At 40.4% G+C, this 19,343-nt stretch carries 21 protein-coding genes and 1 tRNA gene; 11 read left to right on the plus strand and 11 right to left on the minus strand.

Annotation, left to right across the window (positions count from 1 at the left end):
• Positions 1–5 precede the first annotated feature (5 nt).
• Positions 6–1,322: a formylglycine-generating enzyme family protein gene (locus EHQ64_RS13615; RefSeq protein WP_135650077.1), complete on the plus strand. Its 1,317-nt coding sequence runs from the start codon at positions 6–8 to the stop codon at positions 1,320–1,322.
• A gap of 7 nt (positions 1,323–1,329) precedes the next feature.
• Here EHQ64_RS13615 and EHQ64_RS13620 read toward each other — a convergent pair whose 3' ends face one another.
• Positions 1,330–2,127, minus strand: a complete 798-nt coding sequence (locus EHQ64_RS13620) for an SDR family oxidoreductase (protein WP_135650079.1) — start codon at positions 2,125–2,127, stop codon at positions 1,330–1,332.
• Positions 2,128–2,245: 118 nt separating this feature from the next.
• Here EHQ64_RS13620 and EHQ64_RS13625 point away from each other — a divergent pair, with 118 nt between their 5' ends.
• The 5 genes from EHQ64_RS13625 to EHQ64_RS13645 all read left to right on the plus strand — a co-directional run bounded on the left by EHQ64_RS13625 (position 2,246) and on the right by EHQ64_RS13645 (position 6,326).
• Complete coding sequence (locus EHQ64_RS13625; protein WP_135650081.1) at positions 2,246–2,878, plus strand: DUF2889 domain-containing protein; 633 nt, start codon at positions 2,246–2,248, stop codon at positions 2,876–2,878.
• Positions 2,879–2,905: 27 nt separating this feature from the next.
• Positions 2,906–2,977, plus strand: a tRNA-Thr gene (locus EHQ64_RS13630).
• A gap of 37 nt (positions 2,978–3,014) precedes the next feature.
• Complete coding sequence (locus EHQ64_RS13635) at positions 3,015–4,199, plus strand: M23 family metallopeptidase (RefSeq protein WP_135650083.1); 1,185 nt, start codon at positions 3,015–3,017, stop codon at positions 4,197–4,199.
• A gap of 34 nt (positions 4,200–4,233) precedes the next feature.
• Positions 4,234–5,256, plus strand: coding sequence for an AEC family transporter (locus EHQ64_RS13640; RefSeq protein WP_135650085.1), 1,023 nt, complete (start codon positions 4,234–4,236; stop codon positions 5,254–5,256).
• Positions 5,226–6,326, plus strand: coding sequence for an ankyrin repeat domain-containing protein (locus EHQ64_RS13645; RefSeq protein WP_135650087.1), 1,101 nt, complete (start codon positions 5,226–5,228; stop codon positions 6,324–6,326). Before EHQ64_RS13640 ends, EHQ64_RS13645 begins: the two co-directional genes overlap by 31 nt.
• 4 nt (positions 6,327–6,330) lie before the next feature.
• Here the strand turns inward: EHQ64_RS13645 and EHQ64_RS13650 are convergent, their stop codons facing one another.
• On the minus strand, positions 6,331–6,882 hold the full coding sequence (locus EHQ64_RS13650; protein ID WP_135650089.1) for an LOG family protein: 552 nt from the start codon (positions 6,880–6,882) through the stop codon (positions 6,331–6,333).
• A 54-nt stretch (positions 6,883–6,936) separates the two neighbouring features.
• On the minus strand, positions 6,937–7,263 hold the full coding sequence (locus tag EHQ64_RS13655; RefSeq protein ID WP_135650091.1) for a cation transporter dimerization domain-containing protein: 327 nt from the start codon (positions 7,261–7,263) through the stop codon (positions 6,937–6,939).
• 164 nt (positions 7,264–7,427) lie between these two features.
• Between EHQ64_RS13655 and EHQ64_RS13660 the strand changes: the two genes are divergently transcribed.
• Entirely contained in the window at positions 7,428–8,690 is a 1,263-nt protein-coding gene (locus EHQ64_RS13660) for an LA_2444/LA_4059 family outer membrane protein (RefSeq protein WP_135650093.1), read from the plus strand.
• Between the two features lie 47 nt (positions 8,691–8,737).
• Here EHQ64_RS13660 and EHQ64_RS13665 read toward each other — a convergent pair whose 3' ends face one another.
• Positions 8,738–9,256: a DUF6580 family putative transport protein gene (locus EHQ64_RS13665; RefSeq protein ID WP_135650095.1), complete on the minus strand. Its 519-nt coding sequence runs from the start codon at positions 9,254–9,256 to the stop codon at positions 8,738–8,740.
• A 171-nt stretch (positions 9,257–9,427) separates the two neighbouring features.
• Between EHQ64_RS13665 and mazG the strand changes: the two genes are divergently transcribed.
• Together mazG and EHQ64_RS13675 are read left to right on the plus strand one after the other, a co-directional pair.
• Positions 9,428–10,630, plus strand: coding sequence for a nucleoside triphosphate pyrophosphohydrolase (gene mazG / locus EHQ64_RS13670; RefSeq protein WP_135650098.1), 1,203 nt, complete (start codon positions 9,428–9,430; stop codon positions 10,628–10,630).
• Positions 10,631–10,786: 156 nt separating this feature from the next.
• Positions 10,787–11,593, plus strand: a complete 807-nt coding sequence (locus tag EHQ64_RS13675) for a response regulator (protein ID WP_246048766.1) — start codon at positions 10,787–10,789, stop codon at positions 11,591–11,593.
• Between the two features lie 4 nt (positions 11,594–11,597).
• Here EHQ64_RS13675 and EHQ64_RS13680 read toward each other — a convergent pair whose 3' ends face one another.
• From EHQ64_RS13680 to EHQ64_RS13705, 6 genes are all read right to left on the minus strand, one after another.
• Entirely contained in the window at positions 11,598–12,221 is a 624-nt protein-coding gene (locus EHQ64_RS13680) for a hypothetical protein (RefSeq protein WP_135650100.1), read from the minus strand.
• Between the two features lie 20 nt (positions 12,222–12,241).
• Positions 12,242–13,438, minus strand: a complete 1,197-nt coding sequence (locus tag EHQ64_RS13685; protein ID WP_100722563.1) for an NADP-dependent isocitrate dehydrogenase — start codon at positions 13,436–13,438, stop codon at positions 12,242–12,244.
• A gap of 68 nt (positions 13,439–13,506) precedes the next feature.
• Positions 13,507–14,082, minus strand: coding sequence for a hypothetical protein (locus tag EHQ64_RS13690; protein WP_135650102.1), 576 nt, complete (start codon positions 14,080–14,082; stop codon positions 13,507–13,509).
• 144 nt (positions 14,083–14,226) lie between these two features.
• The gene (locus EHQ64_RS13695) at positions 14,227–14,580 is read right to left on the minus strand and encodes a VOC family protein (RefSeq protein WP_246048767.1); all 354 of its coding nucleotides are present in this window, start codon (positions 14,578–14,580) and stop codon (positions 14,227–14,229) included.
• A gap of 9 nt (positions 14,581–14,589) precedes the next feature.
• Positions 14,590–14,916 carry a hypothetical protein gene (locus EHQ64_RS13700; RefSeq protein ID WP_135650106.1) on the minus strand — a complete coding sequence of 109 codons (327 nt, stop codon included), beginning with the start codon at positions 14,914–14,916 and terminating at the stop codon, positions 14,590–14,592.
• Between the two features lie 16 nt (positions 14,917–14,932).
• On the minus strand, positions 14,933–15,466 hold the full coding sequence (locus tag EHQ64_RS13705) for an RNA polymerase sigma factor (RefSeq protein ID WP_135650108.1): 534 nt from the start codon (positions 15,464–15,466) through the stop codon (positions 14,933–14,935).
• 283 nt (positions 15,467–15,749) lie between these two features.
• Here EHQ64_RS13705 and EHQ64_RS13710 point away from each other — a divergent pair, with 283 nt between their 5' ends.
• Positions 15,750–16,184, plus strand: coding sequence for an LIC_13246 family protein (locus EHQ64_RS13710; protein WP_135650110.1), 435 nt, complete (start codon positions 15,750–15,752; stop codon positions 16,182–16,184).
• A 122-nt stretch (positions 16,185–16,306) separates the two neighbouring features.
• Positions 16,307–17,458, plus strand: coding sequence for a hypothetical protein (locus EHQ64_RS13715; protein ID WP_135650112.1), 1,152 nt, complete (start codon positions 16,307–16,309; stop codon positions 17,456–17,458).
• On the opposite strand, the gene lnt is transcribed toward EHQ64_RS13715, so the two are convergent.
• A complete protein-coding gene (lnt, locus tag EHQ64_RS13720; protein ID WP_135650113.1) occupies positions 17,455–19,236 on the minus strand; it encodes an apolipoprotein N-acyltransferase in 1,782 nt (593 codons plus the stop codon). The genes EHQ64_RS13715 and lnt overlap by 4 nt on opposite strands.
• Between the last annotated feature and the right edge of the window lie 107 nt (positions 19,237–19,343).

A 19,343-nucleotide genomic window follows, 5' to 3' on the forward strand; every position in this document is an offset into this window, starting at 1 on the left:
TTCCCATGTCCCGAGTTAAAGTACTGATCATTTTTTGTTTGGGCCTTCTTTTTCTATTTTCCGAATCCGGAATCGGTCAAGAAGCCACTGAAAGCCAATCATCGGACACTAGAAAAACCATCCTTTGGACCGGCGAAGTCCTATCCGTTTATAGAAATAAAGGAAAAGCAAAGATAAAAATACAAAGAAACTCCTATTTTTCGGAACGTTCTGAAGAAGAAATCCGAGGGATCTTCAGCGAGAAAACTTCCTTACCTTTATTCAGAAAACCTAAAATGGATGAGATAGGTTCCTTCGAATTAGAGAATGTAGAGATCGAATTTGGCAAGGTGGGAAAACTCACAAAACCGATCTCTATAGAACTGAGAGGAAGTTTTTCTTTAGCGGAAGGTAAACCTGCAAGATTAGTGAGTGTAGGTTTGTTGATCGGGGCATATGGAGAAGAAACATTCTATCAAGATCCTGCCCGTTTCGATGCCACAGATGTAGTCCGAAATAGATTGGTTAAATCGATCGTCCATCCTAAAGACGGAAAAGAGATGGTTCTAGTGCATACCGGATACGAATCCAACGGTAAAATTTTATACGAACATATGGGATACTTTCTATACGGACAAGGTTCCGATCCTGGAGACGATAGTTATAACCCTAAATTCGGCGTTCCGGATAGAGGTAGCCTAGAAGAAGTTCCTTCCTTCTATATAGACAAATACGAAGTCACAAACAAAGAATATTATAAATTCTTAAAAGAAACAGGCACATTATCCCCTCCACATTGGGAAAACGGAATGTATCCCAGAGGAAAAGAATATCATCCGGTCACAAATCTTACTTATAGAGAAGCGGAAGTTTATTCCAAGTGGGTAGGCAAGAAAATCCCAAGCGAATGGCAATGGGAAAAGGCAGCCAGAGGGACAGGTCTAATTTGGAGACTCTTAAAAGATGAAAGTTACGAATTTATCTCGCAGCCAAAAGAATACCCTTTCGGAAACGATTTCGACTCGGCACTTTGTAATACGAAAGAAAGCGGAAGCAAAGGAACTGTTTCCGTATACGAACTTCCTTCCAAAGGGCAAAGTCCGTATGGTGCAATCGGAATGTGCGGAAATGTTGCAGAATGGACGAGTTCCCCCTACGTGCCTTATCCGGGTCATAGACCGATCTCAGGCAGATTCGGAAAACATTTAAAAGTGATCCGAGGCGGTTCTTATTCGGGAACAAAGGAAGATGCAAAAGTTTTTGCAAGGGATTTTGGTGGGATCCCAAATCTATTGAACGATAGAAAAGCTGGGATCAGACTGATCACCGAAGTAAAAAACTAAATCTCCATTAAGAGATCCTAACTCTTACTAAAATTTTATCCAAAGTTTTAGGAGAGATCCTACTCAGAAAATAACCGAACTTCTCCTTTAACTTAGAAGGAATGATCTCTCGTTTTCTTTTCTCGATCGCCTTCAAGATCTTTTTGGCTACTACCTTGGGTTCCAATCCGTTTTTCTGGCCTTCGTCCATGATCCCATGAGGAGTTCCATCTCCTCCTAAAGCCTTAATCGAAATTTCCGTTTTTACAAAACCTGGACAAACGCTCATCACATGGATCCCTGTCTTCGAGTTTTCCAAACGGATACTATCCATAAATCCTTGCATCGCGTGTTTGCTTGCTGCGTATCCGGATCTCAATTGAGTGGCATACTTTCCCTGTATAGAAGAGACGGCTATCACATGACCTTCACTTTGGCGAAGATCTGATTCCAAAAGGCGGTACAAATGGACCAAAGGAAAATAATTCGTGTCCATGATCGCTCTGAAAATTTTCAGATCCGTTTCCGCAGCAGTCCCTCTCATAGAAATTCCTGCGTTATGAATAAAGCCGTCGATCCTTTTGAATTTTTTACGGAATTCTTCTACCGCTTTTTTCAGATCGGACTCGGACATTACATCCGCTTGCATGACAAAAATTTTATCCGGATTGGAAGCGGAAAGTTTCAAATCTTTCAGAGCCTCTTTTCTGCGAGCGATCACTCCCACATAGGCTCCTTCCTTCTCCAACTCGATTGCCAAAGCTCTACCAATTCCGGAACTTGCACCGGTGACTAAAAAGACCTTATCCTGAAAAAATAACCCCATTCCAAACTTCCGTAAAAGTAGGTAGAAGAATAGGTAAGAACCGTAAAAAAGCAAATCAAAACGTAGTAAAATCCTTTCAGGTTCTTCTCTTGGGAAAAAAAAGGAACCAGGAGAATGTATGGCGCTTTCCCAATTAAAACAAAAGATAAGATACAAAGATTGTGGTTTTCAACGTAGATATGAAAGTAGATACTATTGGTTCCCGGAAGAAAGCCCACCAAGCTGCTTGATAGAAGTCAGCCAAAGAGATCCTTATCACGACATGACATTGTACATGCTCGTAAACTTAGCCACCATGAAAATTATAGACCTGGACGTAGAGGAAGATCGTGTTCCATACGAAACATGTCCTCACGCGATCAAAAGTTATTCTTATTTGATAGGAGAAGATATCTCATACAATAAGATCATGAGAAAATTCCCGGAAGATAAAACGATCGGCTGTCTTCATATAAACGAACTTCTACAAAATGCCGCTCAAAGTTTTTCTTCTGCATATGCATTCTTCTTAAAGGAAAGAAATTTCCCTGCGGAATGGGACGAATACAGAATGTATGAGGGAAAATTAGACGCTAAATCCAGAAGGGAGATCGGCCGTCATTGGTGGATGAAAGATAAAGGAGTTAGAAATTCCTGTTATAGTTTCTCGGATCGCCACGAAACCCAAGATCTGAAACAGCAGGTGAAACCTCTTGACAGCATCACAAGTTTGATGGTAAAAGAATTCCGAAACGCCAGATCAGATCGGTAGTCGGCGTAAAAAGGTTAATTCGATTTTGCCCGCTTAGCTCAGGGGTAGAGCATTTCCCTCGTAATGAAAAGGTCGCCGGTTCAATTCCGGCAGCGGGCTATCTTATTCCCCTAAAAATTCCGATCTTATAAATAAGATGATCCGAGTTTTTACAACAATCGTTTTACTCATTCTTGGAAGCCCGATCTTTTCACAGGCAAATCAAAACTGTGATAAAAAAAATATCTGCTCTTGGATAGAATCCGAGAACAACGAAAACTCACTTTATCTCCAAGCAAAAAACTTAATTCCAGGGACTCATATGACCGTCTATCTTTCGATAGAAGGTTCGAATATAGAAACAGATCCCCCTAGCCCTATCTCTTTCGTGTTGGATAGCTCCGAAAAAAAGAAGGCGCTAACTATTAAGAAAAAGGAAAATAGCCAATCTTCCGGCTCTATCTCAGTTCTTGCAGTTGCTTATTATGGAAATCTAACTGCAGTTCATAATGACACTTATATTTATACTTTACCATACGAGGGAAAATCTTGGATCTCGGTTGGCTATAATAGCGGAGAAGAACATAGAGGAGGAGGAGCTTATTCTCTGGACTTCGTATTGAAAGAGGGAGCTTCTATTTTAGCCGCAAGGGACGGGATCGTAGTAGAAACGGAAGACTCTTATACTGAGGGGAGAAAAGATCCGAAACTGATAGATAAGGCCAACCGTGTAGTCATAGAACATTCGGACGGAACTGTCGCTATTTACGGGCATCTTCAGCCTAAAGGAGTTTTGGTCAAAACAGGAGAGAAAGTTCTCGCAGGACAAAAGATAGGACTCGCAGGAAATACAGGATTTAGCACCGGACCTCATCTTCATTTTGAAGTATATAAACCTGAAGAGAATCGTAAGAAAAGAAGTTTTGCCACCCTATTCAAAACTGAATCCGAAGAAAAAGAATATTTGAGTGAAGAGAACGCATATTGGAGCCCGGACGGAAAAACTCCTCCAGGATTTCCGATGACCAATTTGGAAGAAATATGCATAGGTAATTCGGTCCCGAATCCGGATAAACTTGAAGTCTGCCAGTACAAGATAAAGGCGAAACAAACCTTCTATCTTTCTATCCCGATCTTTAAATCGGGGCCTTACCTTTTTAAAGCGGAACTTATTTCCGGAAAAACCAAAGCCGCAGTTTTTAAACTGGAGGAAAAAATCCCAGGCGGGATCAATTTTCAGGCTTGGGAAATACAAACGGATTTGGCTCCTGGAAAGTATAAGGCAAAATTCTATTTAGAAGAAAAAGAGATCGGAGAGAAGTCCTTACAAATCCTTCCTTGACCTAAATCCGCATTCGGGTGAAAAGGTTCGATCCATGTCTAATTTTATAGTAATCGGACTTTGTTTTTTATTCGGGATATGGATAAGAACAAAAGGAAAATTTCCTAACGATTCTCATAAGGTTATTAATTCATTCATCATTACCGTTTCTCTTCCTTGTATGGAATTCGGCCCCTTGCGTCACGCATCTCTAGATAGTAATTTTCTAACATATGCGGTCATGCCTTGGATCTTATTCGGATCAGGATTTTTATTTTTCCATTGGCTCGGAAAACTTTTCGGTTGGAGGGAAAGTATTATAGTATGTCTCTGCCTATCTGCAGGTTTGGGAAATACTTCTTTTTTAGGGATCCCGTTGATCGAATCCTACTACTCGAAAGAGGGACTTCCTACAGTTCTGATCATAGATCAGCTCGGAACATTTCTTACTCTTGCCATCCCGGGAACATATCTTGGAACAAAAGCGAGACATTCCATTTCTTCAGAGAAAAACAAACCGTCACTTTGGAAGACATTGTTTAGCTTTCCTCCATTTTTAGCATTGCTCGTCTCTTTCGCATCTCGTCCATTCTGGATCCCTCCTGAACTCGAATCAGCGATTTCAAGGATAGGAGACACGCTCATTCCTCTTGCTCTTTTTTCAGTTGGATACCAACTTCCCGGAACGGTACTCGTCAATTCCGAAGCTTCAAATGCCGAAAATCCCAAGAGAGAAGAAGAGGATTCTTCTCGAATAAGGATCCCATTGTTATTCGGCTTATTATTTAAATTATTTTTAGGTCCTATCTTAGTATGGATCTGTTTCGGAACATTCTTTCATTACTCCGAGAAAAAGCCGGACCTGGATTTTATTCGAAACTTTAAGATCCTAATCATGGAATCAGCGATGGCTCCTATGATTACCGGTAGTCTTTTAGCTGCAGAATGGGGACTTGCTCCTAGACTAGCTGTTTCCTTAGTCGGAATTGGAATACCGCTTTCTTTTCTAACGACCATGGGATTGTATTACCTCCTGGAGAATCAGGCGTGGACTGGAACGATCTTTTTCGGGCAGTAAAAACAGGTAACAACGGAACTCTGCGCGCCTTATTATCCGAGGCAGCAGTCAGAGATGGGTTCGCGGAAGAATTTCCTGAACTCAGGGATTCCTATGGTTGTGGACTTTTATATTGGGCCATCAAAGAAGGAAATAAAGAAGCAACCAATCTGCTTGTAGAATACGGCTCCGATCCGAATGAAACAAGTTCAAGAGGAGAAACTGCTCTTCTTCTCGCGCTAGAATCCGAAAACGCGGAACTTACTACCATACTCTTAGATTACGGTGCAGATCCTGAATTAAGAGATATGGACGGGAACACTCCATTAACCAGAGCGATCAGTTCCGGAAAATTAGAACTCGTAGAGATCTTGTTCGATCTACCAAATCATCCTCCTGATATAGAATCCAGGAATGGAGAAGGTTATTCTCCTCTTTTACTCGCTGTAGATATGGGCCATTTAGAGATTGCAGAGTATATACTCGCAAAAGGTGCAGATCCTAAAAAGAAGAATTCAGAAGGACGGACCATTCTACATTTAACCGCGCTTCATAACGATTATGAAATATTAGATCTATTCTCCGAGAATAAAGAAGTTCGTTCTCTTTTGGAAAATCGAGATCAGGATGGAAACACCCCTCTTCTTCTTTCCGCATTATATGATAGCGTAGAATGTTTAGAAAGATTATTGAATCTAGGCGCGGATCCTTTGGCCAGAAACCTAAGCGATAAAACAGCTAAAGAAGAAGCCTATAGAATGAAATTCCATCATAGCTTAAAAGTTATAGATAAGGCTACTCTTACACTTTTATTCCGTGCATGTTCCGAAGGAAAAACGGATTTAGTGGAAAGGATCTTGAGTAATGGTTACGAAGCGGAAGTCAGAGACATGCTCGGCCGCACTCCATTACTTTTAGCAGTTAAATCCGGCAAAACGGATCTAGTAGAATTATTGGTAAAAAACGGAGCCTCTCCTTACTCTACGGATAAGGAAGGAAATTCTCCATTAGCTTTGGTGGAAGCTTCGGAAAGCCCTGCTCTTCATCAGATATTCAAACAATTCTTAGATCCGGAAGAAGGAAAATCTTAAGAGATCAGATCCTACTTCTTTTTAGGATCTTTTCCAAAAGATTTTCTGGATCAGCACTTACTTCGATCCATTCTCTTGTTTGAGAATCTAAAAAACCTTCCTCTACCATATGATCTAATTGTTGCAGAAGAGGATCAAAAAAACCGTTCACATTCAGAATACCTATCGGTTTAGAAAGAACTCCTAACTGGTTCCAAGAAGTTACTTCTACTAATTCTTCCAAAGTCCCGATCCCACCTGGAAGTGCTATGAATGCGATTGATTTTTCATACATAAGAAGTTTTCTCTCATGCATTGTTGGGACAAGGATAAGTTCGCTGATCCCGTTATGAGCAATCTCTTTACTGGAAAGAAATTCCGGTAGAACACCGATTACAGAACCGCCCTTTTCCAATACTGAATCTGCTACCGCGCCCATAAGACCCGAGGTAGCTCCCCCATAAACCAAACCGATCCCTTCCGAAGCCATAAGATGACCTAGAAAGACCGCAGCCTGCAAATAACGAGGCTCTTTACCCGGACGAGATCCGCAAAATACGCATATGGCTGGTTTCATTAAGAGACAGGATCAATTATGAAGAAGCTTTTGCAACCTGATTAAAAGAAGGACTTATTTAACTTCAGGATAAATGATAATTTCCGTATAAGGAAATTCTTCTTTTAGATCATCCAATATGGATCCTAAAATATTGGAATGTTCGGAACTGGGAGTTTCCTTTTTGAATTCCAATCGGAACTCAAGAAATTTCCTCTCCCCTTTAGAACGAGCTTTTAGATCGGAAATCCCGGATACTTGAGAGAAGCGCTCGGAAAGAATTTTTTGAACGGTTTCTTGGTATTCCTCCGAAAAATCCTGACCGGAAGAAAGTCCGAAAAACTTTCTAAGGCCGAATAAAAAACGGGAAACTGGACTCGGATTCGAAAGGCTGGAAGCCATACCCCAAAAATCGGACTTTTATAGAATACTTCCTCCCTTTTTTCATTCCATCTCTAAAAAAGAATTGGAGTCTTTGCGTCCAACCTACTTATTCTTTCGTTATCAATCCTTTTCCAGATCAGTGAGAAGGCTTAAGTATACGCGAAAATCAACGAGGTGCAATCTTGGGTACGTTTCTAAAATTTGTAGCAGTTTTATTCCTCGGGGTAGGATTACTTTTTTCTAGCCCTGGCTTTGCTCAAGGTTCGAACCAAAAATTGCCTGACCCGGATCAATTAGAAAGAGAAGCGGATGAACTGGAATACCAAGCAGGTAAGTCACAAGTCCAAGCAGATAGACGAAGACTCGCGTTACAAGCCCAAGAAAAAAGAAGACAAGCTTCTGAGATCCGAAACGAATTGCACGATAGAGAATTATCTAAACCTTACAATCGCCCCACGTTGGAGGTCCAATTTGCCGCCTTACAATCTACCTGGGAATCGGAGGTATTAGCTCGCCATAAAAACATCGGAGTAAATAATTATAATACGTTTCTCTCTGCAAACGGAGCTTATCAAACCGCGCAAACTTCTGCGAATAATGCGGGAGTAAATCCGAACTTATTGAACGATAGTGTTACAGGTTATTCAAGCCCTCAAGGAAATACCAAGACAGCATTCCCGATCAAACTTTCTTATTTTAATACTGCAAAAACTTTCGGGATCGAATTCAATTACTTAGACCTTAAGATCAAACCGTCTTACACCACTTTAGACAATGCGTCTGCCTTGGCTGCAAACGCGCCTGTTCAATTCCATTCTGTTCAGTATAGAAGATTGGATTATTCCTTAAACTTCGCCTGGTATTTACAAACAGCCACTGGAAGGATCGGGGTTGCAGTAGGAGCTCGTAACTTAGATATCATCTCCAGCGAATACGGAGTGATCCCTGGAAATTACGGTTTCGGAAGATTGGAAGAAAAGGCAGGAGGACTCGGGCCTCAGATCGGAGTTCGGATCTTCAAAAACTTCAATGCGTTTCTTTTGGGGCATTTTAAGGCGGATTATTTTAGAACATTAGGACATTATAATAGAAATACGCAAGGAATTCTGAACGGGATCAACGGGCCTTATATTTTAGATACTTCTCCTCCTGGCGGTTTAAAAGAAAATGTTCTGAGTAGGACAGGATATGAAGTGGATTTCGGTTTGTCTTTGATCAGAAGTAGATGGCTGAAGTACACGATCGGATTCCAATATACGGAATTGATCTCTAAAGTTTCCGGTTATAATTTTAATCCTACAGTTTTCCCCGGCTCTCCTGCAGACGTCCTATACTTAAATCAGATCTCTAAACCTTTAGACCAATTTTCCACAGGCTCAGCCTTGCAGAAAGAAGTACATGATAAGTTCTATGGAATATACTTAAGTTTGACTTTGACTATTTAGGAAGAAAACGCCGAGAGAATTCTCGGCGCTTTTGCACGACTTAAGAATTAAGCCGCTTGAGGAGCAGAAACGAATCCTTTTCTTTCTAAAAGATAATAGGATCCGAAAAGAACGGAGATATAAGTAAAGTCTCCGAGTAGACTGTATTTAAAGAAAGGAAGAGCAGCAATATAACATTGAGCGAATCCTTGTGCGTCCAAAGAATACATACCTGAAGTAACCCATACGAAGAAGTTTGTGATCACAAAGAAAGAAACCGCTCCAGCAAGACCTGCAATTGCAAGGCTTCCGAGTCCAAGACTATCTTTGATCTTCATCCCTACGATCGTATAAACGATAAATAAACCGTAAATCACAGGCATCAGTTCATGAAAGCCGATGAACAGATCGCTAAGTAGCATGATTCCTAAAGGAAGAACGATCGCTACCAAACGATTAGAAAAATAAACCCCACCGAAAATGGAAATCGCCAGAACCGGTGTAAAGTTCGGCAAATGAGGAAGAAAACGACTGAGAACCGCAAGCACGAGTAATGCGAAAGCTACCAAATTTCTAGATAGTGACATGTTCTTTCTGGGATCCTTTTAACCCGATTCTATCATAAGAACCAAAGTTTGAAAAGCACTTAGGTTCACATCGGGATTTTCGGATAGCATGAGATGGGAAATTCCCCAGTCAATCTTCATTTCCGGGAAAAAGGCTGGGAATTCGGGATTGAGAATCGAGCCTAGTACTTAATGAAAGCTCCCGATCCGAAAGACTATCCGAACTCGATGGCATTTCTTCAAGACATAACTTCCAAACTAAGAGGGCCGGAAGGTTGTCCTTGGGATAAGGAGCAAACCCATTCTACCCTCGTCCCTTATTTGATCGAAGAATCTCAGGAAGTAGTGGAAGCGATCCTCAAAGAAAATGAGGAGCATATGAAAGAAGAATTGGGAGATTTACTTTTCCAAGTAGTTCTACATTCTCAAATCGCGTCCGAAAGAAGATCTTTCGATCTGGATGCGGTTGCGAAAGACGTAGCAGAAAAACTTGTGCTTCGACATCCTCATGTTTTCGATCCTGAAAATGAACAATTGTCTTCTGCAGATGAAGTGTTAGCAAACTGGGACCGTTTCAAAGAAAAAGAAAAACAACTCAGACAAAAAACCGAGAAGACCAAATCCATCTTATCCGAAGTTCCGGAAACTTTCCCTTCTCTTTTAAAAGCAGAAAAATTCCAGAAAAAAGCCTCTAAAGCAGGTTTCGATTGGAATGATATCAAAGGGGTAGAAGAAAAACTAACGGAAGAATTAAACGAATTCCTAGAAGAGATCCGTGGGATCAAAGACCCTTCTTCCAATCAGATCAGGATAGAAGAAGAGCTTGGAGATCTACTATTTACGATCGTAAATCTTGGGAGAAAATTAGGAGTATCCGCCGAGTCTGCGCTCACTCGAACCAATTCTAAATTTAAAAATAGGATCGAATATATCGAAACTCGTTTGCAAGAATCGGATCGAAAATTTTCAGAAACTCCGTTAGAAGATCTGGATATTCTTTGGAACCAAGCAAAACAAGTTCAGAACAAAACCTCTTCAAATCCTTTAGAAGAAAAACAATCCATAACTTCCGATCTGATCCGAGTATTATCTTCTTTTATAGTTTGGAAACCATCCAAAGAAGCGGAATGGCCTAAGGCTTTCTTATTCACTTTTCAATCCGCAGAATATTCTTTAGTATTTTCAGCATTCGGTTCTATGACATTACTCCCGAATTCGGATCCTTGGGGAAGAAAGGCTCAGCCTATTTTTTATTTGAATTTATCCGATCCAAATGCAAGGATTTGGGAAGATTTGTCTGGAAATTCCTATAAAACCGGGGAGGATATTCATGAGGCAATTTTGGGGTCCATCCGTTCTTACAAAAAAGCATTAGCCGGAAGCGAACCAATTTAGCCTTTAAAGGACCGTTAGGAACTCTTTATAATAATTTAAAATAGGTAATAAATTTCCTTAATTAAGACATGAATTTTCCAATCTTGATCTCGGATCCAATCCGTCTCCATATCTATGGAAGCAAACAAGGAAATATCTTTTCAAGGTAGTCTAAAGATGGATATTCCTGTTTTGCATAACGATAGGTTGAAAATACTGATCGTAGATACCAGCAAGGTAATCCGTAAAATTATCGCCTCTGAATTTTCTTCACCGGGATTTGAAGTAAAAGAAGTCTCTAACGTAACGGAATCATCCAAACTCACAAAAGAAGAAAAGTTCGATCTGATCACTCTTGGGATCCATTTAGAAGGTGGAACAGGTTTCGAGCTTTGTAGAGAGATCCGAGGAAAAGGTAAAAAGGAAAAACATGCATCCGCTGCTGCGAGGATCTTATTCGTAACCTCCGACTTTACGGATGAGAATAGAATGATCGCTCACGATGCGGGAGCTAACGGCTTCCTAGAAAAAACCTCGGAGCTTAGTTCCTTTCAATCCACGATCGCTGAAATCCTAAAAGATTTGATCGAAGAAAAAAGAAACACCTCCAAAGAGAATCCTAGCTTAAAACAACGTAAAATCCTGATCGTAGACGATTCAGAATTAAATCTGGTATTGTTCCGAAGATTATTAGAATCCAAAGGTGCGGAAGTCCAGACTGCAATCTCAGGAGTCCACGCACTTCAGATCTTAGAAGAAAGAGCGGGAGATTTTTCCGCAATATTTACGGACATGTATATGCCCGGAATGAATGGAAACGAACTTTGTAAGATAGTCCAAATCAATCCGAAACTATCGAATATAAAACTTGGGATTACTTCTGCAGCTGGAGAATTTTCATTAGCGACGGATAGAGTCCCTGACGGAGTGGAATTTTTTTCCAAACCTTATAATCTGGATATGATCTGTAATTTTTTACAGTAACTCTTCACAAAAATTCGATCCCGACGATCACGTCCGGATGGCATTCTTTTCTGATATCCCCTTCTATCTTAGGCAATTTAGAGAACCAGGTTTTATTCTCAAACATTAGATCGATCCAATAGAAGAACAAATTCGCTTCTCCTAATTCGTTTTGGATCTTTAGTTCAGAAAAATCTTTTTTTAATTCTCCGATCCTTTCAAAGGTCTCGCCCGATTTAGTTTTGTAATGGATCTCCCAAGGTTCAGCTTTATAAGGAGTTCCTTGCGTATTCGGTTTTCCAGGGATCAATTTCCAAGCCTTGAGCAAAACTCGAGAGATATCTTCGAACTTTAAAGTTTTCGAATATTGAACATTTTCTCTTACATGTTTAAAAGAGAATTCTTTAGGTGCCAATCTCCAGATTCCCGTAATCGTTCTTCCATCGCAAAAGTATGCCTTCACATTCGGGCCGGCATTTTGATTATTGGAAGAAGAATTAGGAGAATCACCTCTTGCATCCAAACCGGGTTCGTTCGGAAGAGAGGGCTCTTTGGGCAAAGGGATTTTCTGACCGAAAATGGATCCGGTTAGAAAACAAAAAAGAAGGAGCCGTAAAAGGCTCCTTCCGATTTGAAACTTAGATTTCATGGAATAAAATCCCAATCTTCCTAAAGGCGTTTTTGGATAGCCTCCATGAACTGGAAGGTATCTAATTGTTTCGGGCCTTTGGTTGTGGTAAGTAGAACCAAGTCCTTGGTCATCTCTCCAGCTTGGATGGTATCGATAACTGCCTTCTCTAATTTTTGAGCGAAAGCAACCACATCCGGAGTTCCGTCCAATTCTCCCCTCTTAGCAAGAGCTCCAGTCCATGCAAAGATAGAAGCTACAGAGTTGGTAGAAGTGGTTTCACCTTTTTGGTACTGACGATAGTGACGAGTCACAGTTCCGTGAGCCGCTTCGTATTCGAATTTACCGTCCGGAGAAACAAGAACGGAAGTCATTAGTCCTAATGATCCGAATCCGGATGCAACCATATCGGACATCACGTCTCCGTCATAGTTCATTAGAGCCCAAAGCATTCCGCCTGGGTTCTTAACGATCTGAGCAACTGCGTCGTCGATCAAGTAATACCAGTATTCGATACCTGCAGCTTTTAATTCTGCCGCTCTTTTTGTGGAAACTTCGTCGAAGATCGCACGGAAACGAGCGTGATATTTTTTAGAAATAGTATCCTTAGTTGCAAACCAAACGTTTATCTTTTCGGAGATCGCATAGTTGAAACAAGCTTCTGCAAAACTGTAGATAGACTTGTCCAAGTTGAACTGTCCCATCACAACACCTGGTCCGTCGAAATCGTTGATGGTTACTCTTTCTTTTTCTTTTCCGTCTTTTGTAGTAAATACGATCTCTACTTTTCCAGCTTCCGGAATATAAAGTTCGGTATCTTTGTATAAGTCACCGAAAGCGTGACGACCTACTACGATCGGCTTCTCCCAGGATCTAACTCCGGAAGGAATATTATTTACGATGATCGGTTTACGGAAAACGGTTCCGTCCAAAATGGAACGAATCGTTCCGTTCGGGGACTTCCATTCTTTTTTGAGTTTGTATTCAACAACTCGATCTTGGTTCGGAGTGATAGTCGCACATTTAACGCCGACTCCGTATTTTAAAATAGCATTAGCGGAATCTACGGTAACTTTATCGTCCGTTTTGTCCCGGTATTCTACCCCTAGATCATAATAATCTAATTCAATATCAAGATAAGGATGAATGAAACGATCCTTAATTTCTTTCCAAATTATACGTGTCATCTCGTCCCCGTCGAGTTCGACGAGAGGAGTTTTCACCTTAATTTTAGCCATTGGAATTCTCCTTAGAATGTCAGATGGATTGCAGGTTTAAACCTTAGGTTTTTCCATCTTCTAAGGACTTACGACTTCGGGAAAGAAGGATTCTCCTTAATTTTCAAGATTCCGTTTCGGAGATAGTAGAGGTTTTGGGTGGAGAAATAATTGATCGCGACCGGCAAGGATACGATGCCTAGGACTGAAAAATAACGATATTTTAAAGGATCCTTATCAGCCAGACCCACGATGGACTTTTCCAAACGAAGTAGGATTTTTTTCCAACGTTCTAATGTAGGAAGGATAGAAGGATTACAACCTTCGAAATACAGGTCAGAAGCAGAACTAACAATGACTTCTTTTAGATTGCTGGGAAGTCCTGGAGAACCGAATAAATCCCTTACCTTGACCAGGTCTTTTTCGACCTCGGATTCTGTTTGTCTCGGGATTGGAAGAATGGAACTGATCCCTACGGATACCGGAAGGGAAAGACGGAATAGGAAGTCTGAGGCTACGATCGAATTTAAGTATCTTCTGATCGTTTCGCCCAACGCGTCCGTATGATCTAATTGCTCTTCGCTTAGATCTTTTACGATTTGGATAGTGTACTGGCTGAGCTTGATCTTTTCCGTCCAGAACAGGCCCAGTAATTCCGTTTCCATGTAGGTAAAGATTACATTTTTTACTCTGCCTTTTTTGGCAATCTTTATGTTGGGCTTGGATTCCGGTTCTTATATCCCTCTTATAGATTTTAGGTTCTAAATGATTAGCACCCAAGGAATATGCCGTTCCGGAAGAAATAGAACTCAATCTTCTTCGCAAATTAGCTCCACCAGATATCCATCCGGATCTTGGAAATTTAAGAATAAGGTCTTCGCAGATTTACGAACTCCGTATTCCAATCTTTGGGAAAATAATCTTTCTTCGATCTTACGGAAACTTTCCGGATCCACTCTGAATGCGAAATCGCATCCTGAGTTTAATACGGAAATGGAATGATCTTCCTTCTCTCCATAAATCGCTAAATTCGATTTTCCGATCCCTAAAACTTTCGCTGCCCTTTCGGTCTCTTCCTCTTGGGAGAGGCCGAAAATTTCGCGATAGAAATTTGCGCTTACTTCAGGATCACGAGAAGTGATCCCGATATGATTTACTTCCATAAACATAGTTTACTCCTTTAACTCGCGATCAATCTGATCTAGTTTCGCCTGTAATCTTTCTCTCATCTTTTCTTTCATTCTACGTTTCCAATGTCTTCTGCCACCGTGATGATGACCTGGACCAAACCATTGACCGCCTTTAAAAAGCAGATGTGAAAGAACGAATAAACCTAATGCCTGCCAGTAATTGATCTGCTTAAACCCGAAAATATCCGGAAGTAGCCAGTTCCATAACTGCCAAACTGCATACGCCATACCGAAAAAAAATGCCGGAATTGCGAATAAGATCAGGAACAATTTTCCTAATCTAAATTTAATCTCATCCCTATCGTGCATGGTCTTCCTCCAAAACTTAAAACTCTTCCAGAAAGAAAACCTTCAGGTCCTTCAAACGTTTGGCTAAAAAATCCTTTGCGTAAGATTTTCGAGCAGAGAGTGTTCCTTCCGGAATTCCGGTGGCTTCCGAAATTTCCCGAAAAGATCTCTCTTCGAATACGTTACTCACAAAGGCGAATTTTTGCTCTTCCGGTAGTTCCTCTATGGCGATCGCTAATTCTTGAAGTACTAGACTTCTATAGAATTCCTTCTCAGGCCCTGCTGCTTGATCAGGAAGTGCTTCTTCCAAGACAAACTCTTGTTCCAGACGAGCGCTAGAATACTTTCCCGCTTTTTTAACTCTGTACCAGTCCCCTACTTTATTTCGGAGAACCGCATACACATAAGCCAAAAGATATTCTATCGATCCTGCGGAATCCAATTCGGTCACCGCAGTTAAAAAAGATTCCTGAAGAAGATCTTCCGCTTCTTCCGGATCCGCAACCTTGGAACGAACCCAAGCTAGGATTTTATCTCTTTCCCGTCTGTATATTGCGTCCAAGGATCCCAATGTGTTTCTCTTTCCTTAGAGAAGTAGTTGTAGCCGAGGGATTTTCCTTGGATTTTTTTACTAAGAATTGGTTTGAAATGGAAAAAAAATGATCCAAAAAGGAAGTATTCCGGACCAGAACCCATTCGAATTTAAAATGCTCTGCATAAAAACTCCTTAAGTTCGATACAAAGGTCCCAAATAAGAAAGTTCCGATTTCTATTAGGTCCCATTTTTTTCCAAAAAGTTCGAATTTTTTTAACGCGATCTCTTCCTCTCGAAACCCGTTTCTTCGGAGGAAAATATGAAAGCCAATAGAAATATTGAATCTGAAGAAGAGTTCGGTTGGATGAAATTAAATACGGACCAGTTAGGATTTTTGGGGATCGTTCATTCTATAAATCGATTTTACGATGGGATCCAAGGTTCCCAATCGAAAGAGCTTAGATATTTTAGAAAAAAACTTGTAAGGACCGATTTCAGAAAATCACATATCTTTCTAAAAAAATTCGGAGATTATGAATATCTGATCTATGCGAGAATAGAATCCAACGGAAATTCAGAATCGGACACTTGGGTCCATGTGGATGGGATCAGAATGGAAAGGGACAAAATGAAAGCGAAAGGAGTAAGAAATCATCCTTCCTACGAAATTCGTTGTTTAAGTGATATTTTCGAAACTTCCTGCACTCGAGCAACAAAAGCAGAAGAAGATAGGATCGATTCCGATTTTGCTTAAATCTTTCAAAATTTGTTGGCGGTTCTTTACATATTTTCTTGGACGAAAAATTCCGAAAATTTGGTATCCGCCGACAAGAATTGCTTGCCGAAGAAAAAAACCAGAGTTAGGAATTGATCCCCATGTTTTTTCATTCCGAAAATCTTTCGGCGAACGTTCGTTCTTTTAAAAAAATAAAATACAGATCTAAAAAGCCGATCCTGGTCTTCTTACTTCTTTTTTCTCTTTTAGGAGAATGGAGGATAAATGCAGACGAAACAAAAATCCAGGCAAGAAAAACAAGTAAACATGAAATGGGATTCCATCCTTATATTCAAGAAGGTTATTTCCAAGCTTGGAATTATTCTTTTACGGATGAAAACACTTGGATCTTCGCAACCTTTATCGTAAGTAATCTTGGACCTGGTACAAAGAACTGCGGAGTCAGTCTTGTAATTTATGATAAAACGAACGGTACACAATTTTCTGTTCGAGAGTATTCTAAAGATGAACTAAAAGCAGAGAACGGAAATCTAGAATTAGAAATTTATGATAGTTCAGTCATTAAAGGAGAAGCAGGCCCTGAGATCAAAATGATCACTGATACTGCAGAACTTGTTTTAAGTTACAAAACAGGTTGGTCTAGAGCAGTTTCTCTTTCTGGGGGCAAAATCCATCTCCCAGAAAAAGATAGTTTTGTGCAGGCGGATATGGCTTTTTCTTCCGTTCCGGTAAAAGGTTATTTGGTCCTAAACGGAAATCGAATGGAGTTGAATGGAAGAGGAGGAATGGAACATCTTCTCACCAACTACGAAGTGTATAAGTACAGTAGACGTTGGGAATTATACCGTTCTATGAACAGCACAGGCGATCGATTATTTACCGGAGGATTTATAGGGAATGAGAACTTTCCGGGTGAAGAGGTCAGGACCGTAAGTGCAATGGATTCTTCCGGAAAAATGTTATTCTCTGCTAAGGTATTAAAATCGGAAGTTTTAGAATCGGAGACGGAACCTTTTTCAGGCTACGATCTTCCGATCAAAGAGAAGTTTTATTTAGATGAAAATCAAACCTGCAGTCTGACTATTTCCAGAAAACATACTGTCGGTCAAATTTACGTTCTTTCGAATATATCTGCCGTACTCAGGTTTTTTGTACGCTTATTCTTTACCAAACCGTATCAGCTATACTATGTTACGAATTCCAAATTGGAATGCGCGCAATTCCCCGGTGGGACCCTTCCTAAAGATCCGAATTTCCGGGGAATTTTTTCCTATTATCTGATCAATCCTTAAGCAACAGATTTCTTATTTCGAAGAAGTAGATTTCCGTAATATGCTGCAGTAAGAACGATCATGATCCAAGGGATCAGATTTCCGTACAATACATAAAATCCAGGAGGAGAATCGATCACTTGGATCTGTTGCCAACTAGTCTCAGCTTGCATTAAAGAAGTGGATTTACCTTCTATAAAATTTCCAAGATGATCCACGTATCCGGAGACGCCTGAATTTGTAGAACGGACAAGCCATCTTCTCCATTCGATCGCTCTTAATCTTCCCAATTCGAAATGTTGATCACTCTCCGTTGTAGTACCGTACCATTTATCGTTCGTAAGATTTGCGATGAACTGAGGATTGCCTGAATCCTTAAATTTTCGTACGAATTCCGGAACGATCACTTCGTAACAAATTAAAGGAAGAAATAAACCTTCGTCTTTTAATTCGCCTTGGGTCGGTGCATAATAATTTCTTACAAAATCTGCAGTGATCCCTTCTGTCTTCTCCCAGGTTACGGGAAGAACAGTTGTAGGATTTTCTTTCGGGATCGCAGAATAATAATGAAGTAGATCGAAAGATTCTCCCGGATCGAACCTTCCGGTTTGAGGACTTAGATCATACATAAATTCGAAAGGCATTGTTTCACCGAACATTACCAAATATTGTTTTTGATATGCTTGTCTTCTGATACCATTCGGATCATATACTACGTTATTATTAAAGTATCTAAGATATTCTTTTCCGGAACTTTTGGTTTTATACGCAGCATCTATCTCGTTAAAAAATACTGTAGCCTTGTATCTATTTGCAAAAGATGCCATTAAAGAATCGAACCTAGGCCAATAGATCCGATCTCCCATTCTGATCTTTAAAAGTTCTTCGTTTGCGGAGAAGTATGGAATTCCTGCTTCAGGTAATACGATTAGATCAGGGTTTTTCCCTGCTCTTTGGACGGCGGCTTCTACCATCTTGTCCATTCTGCCCATTAGATCTTCGATCACTTCTCTAGGAGATCTCCCCCTCGAATCCCTGATACTCATCGGAGCATCCGGTTGGACCACCAACACTTCTAATGTTTTGACCGGAACCACACTCTTCCATTTGAAATATAAGGAAGTTCCTACAATCACGAAAAGAAGAAGTAACGCGAATGGTAGGGTCCAGAATTTTATAAAATGGGATCTTTTCTCTTTTGATCTTAAGATCTCAGGGAGATGTAGAAGATTCGTTTCGAAAAGTGTATAAGAAATTACGAATACTAAGAATGAAAGCCCGTAAACTCCGGTAATCTCTACCGTTTGAGCGAGTATGATATTTCCTGCGGCCAAATTTCCCCAGTACCAAGGAAATAATTGATAACCGATCATATCTGCGGCCATTCCACAAACGCCTGCGACCCAAACGCTATGTTTACCGACTCTTCTGGATAAGAAAGAATAAGAAACTAAGAAGATCGGGAACTTCGCCCCGAACAAAACTCCTGCGAGTAGTAGAATAATAAATGCGAGAGGCCAAGGAAAATTCCCAAAAACGACCGCCATATGATGGATCCAATGGAATGCGATCGCGTAAAAGAAAACTCCGAATAAGAATCCGTATCCGGTAAGTCTCCAATATCTTCCGGAATATTTATGAGTGATCCAAAACAGACCGAATGGAGCGATCCAAACCAAATGGCTTAAATAGAAAGGAGCGAATGCTAAGAAGGAGAGAGATCCAGTCCAGAAAAAACAGAACAGGTCGAAAAACAGTGTTTTTTGAAACTCTCTAAAACGATGTAAAAAAGAATCCATGGATACCAACGTTGATCGGAAAAAAATCCTTTTGAGTCAATCGATTTCGATCCCTGATCCGTCTGAACGGTTCCAAAACAAATTACGAATCGAATTCTTTTTAATGA

The organism is Leptospira sarikeiensis, assembly GCF_004769615.1.
GTDB classification, from domain to species: domain Bacteria; phylum Spirochaetota; class Leptospiria; order Leptospirales; family Leptospiraceae; genus Leptospira_B; species Leptospira_B sarikeiensis.

What these genes read in the sequence shown, in the direction of transcription:
- EHQ64_RS13620 (WP_135650079.1), bottom strand. Translation starts at nt 2,127, where the DNA reads ATGGGGTTATTTTTTCAGGATAAGGTCTTTTTAGTCACCGGTGCAAGT.
- EHQ64_RS13665 (WP_135650095.1), bottom strand. Translation starts at nt 9,256, where the DNA reads ATGTCACTATCTAGAAATTTGGTAGCTTTCGCATTACTCGTGCTTGCG.
- lnt (WP_135650113.1), bottom strand. Translation starts at nt 19,236, where the DNA reads ATGGATTCTTTTTTACATCGTTTTAGAGAGTTTCAAAAAACACTGTTT.
- EHQ64_RS13625 (WP_135650081.1), top strand. Translation starts at nt 2,246, where the DNA reads ATGGCGCTTTCCCAATTAAAACAAAAGATAAGATACAAAGATTGTGGT.
- EHQ64_RS13680 (WP_135650100.1), bottom strand. Translation starts at nt 12,221, where the DNA reads ATGAAATCTAAGTTTCAAATCGGAAGGAGCCTTTTACGGCTCCTTCTT.
- EHQ64_RS13615 (WP_135650077.1), top strand. Translation starts at nt 6, where the DNA reads ATGTCCCGAGTTAAAGTACTGATCATTTTTTGTTTGGGCCTTCTTTTT.
- EHQ64_RS13685 (WP_100722563.1), bottom strand. Translation starts at nt 13,438, where the DNA reads ATGGCTAAAATTAAGGTGAAAACTCCTCTCGTCGAACTCGACGGGGAC.
- EHQ64_RS13650 (WP_135650089.1), bottom strand. Translation starts at nt 6,882, where the DNA reads ATGAAACCAGCCATATGCGTATTTTGCGGATCTCGTCCGGGTAAAGAG.
- EHQ64_RS13710 (WP_135650110.1), top strand. Translation starts at nt 15,750, where the DNA reads ATGAAAGCCAATAGAAATATTGAATCTGAAGAAGAGTTCGGTTGGATG.
- EHQ64_RS13715 (WP_135650112.1), top strand. Translation starts at nt 16,307, where the DNA reads ATGTTTTTTCATTCCGAAAATCTTTCGGCGAACGTTCGTTCTTTTAAA.
- EHQ64_RS13700 (WP_135650106.1), bottom strand. Translation starts at nt 14,916, where the DNA reads ATGCACGATAGGGATGAGATTAAATTTAGATTAGGAAAATTGTTCCTG.
- mazG (WP_135650098.1), top strand. Translation starts at nt 9,428, where the DNA reads ATGAAAGCTCCCGATCCGAAAGACTATCCGAACTCGATGGCATTTCTT.
- EHQ64_RS13635 (WP_135650083.1), top strand. Translation starts at nt 3,015, where the DNA reads ATGATCCGAGTTTTTACAACAATCGTTTTACTCATTCTTGGAAGCCCG.
- EHQ64_RS13640 (WP_135650085.1), top strand. Translation starts at nt 4,234, where the DNA reads ATGTCTAATTTTATAGTAATCGGACTTTGTTTTTTATTCGGGATATGG.
- EHQ64_RS13675 (WP_246048766.1), top strand. Translation starts at nt 10,787, where the DNA reads ATGGATATTCCTGTTTTGCATAACGATAGGTTGAAAATACTGATCGTA.
- EHQ64_RS13655 (WP_135650091.1), bottom strand. Translation starts at nt 7,263, where the DNA reads ATGGCTTCCAGCCTTTCGAATCCGAGTCCAGTTTCCCGTTTTTTATTC.
- EHQ64_RS13695 (WP_246048767.1), bottom strand. Translation starts at nt 14,580, where the DNA reads ATGGAAGTAAATCATATCGGGATCACTTCTCGTGATCCTGAAGTAAGC.
- EHQ64_RS13690 (WP_135650102.1), bottom strand. Translation starts at nt 14,082, where the DNA reads ATGGAAACGGAATTACTGGGCCTGTTCTGGACGGAAAAGATCAAGCTC.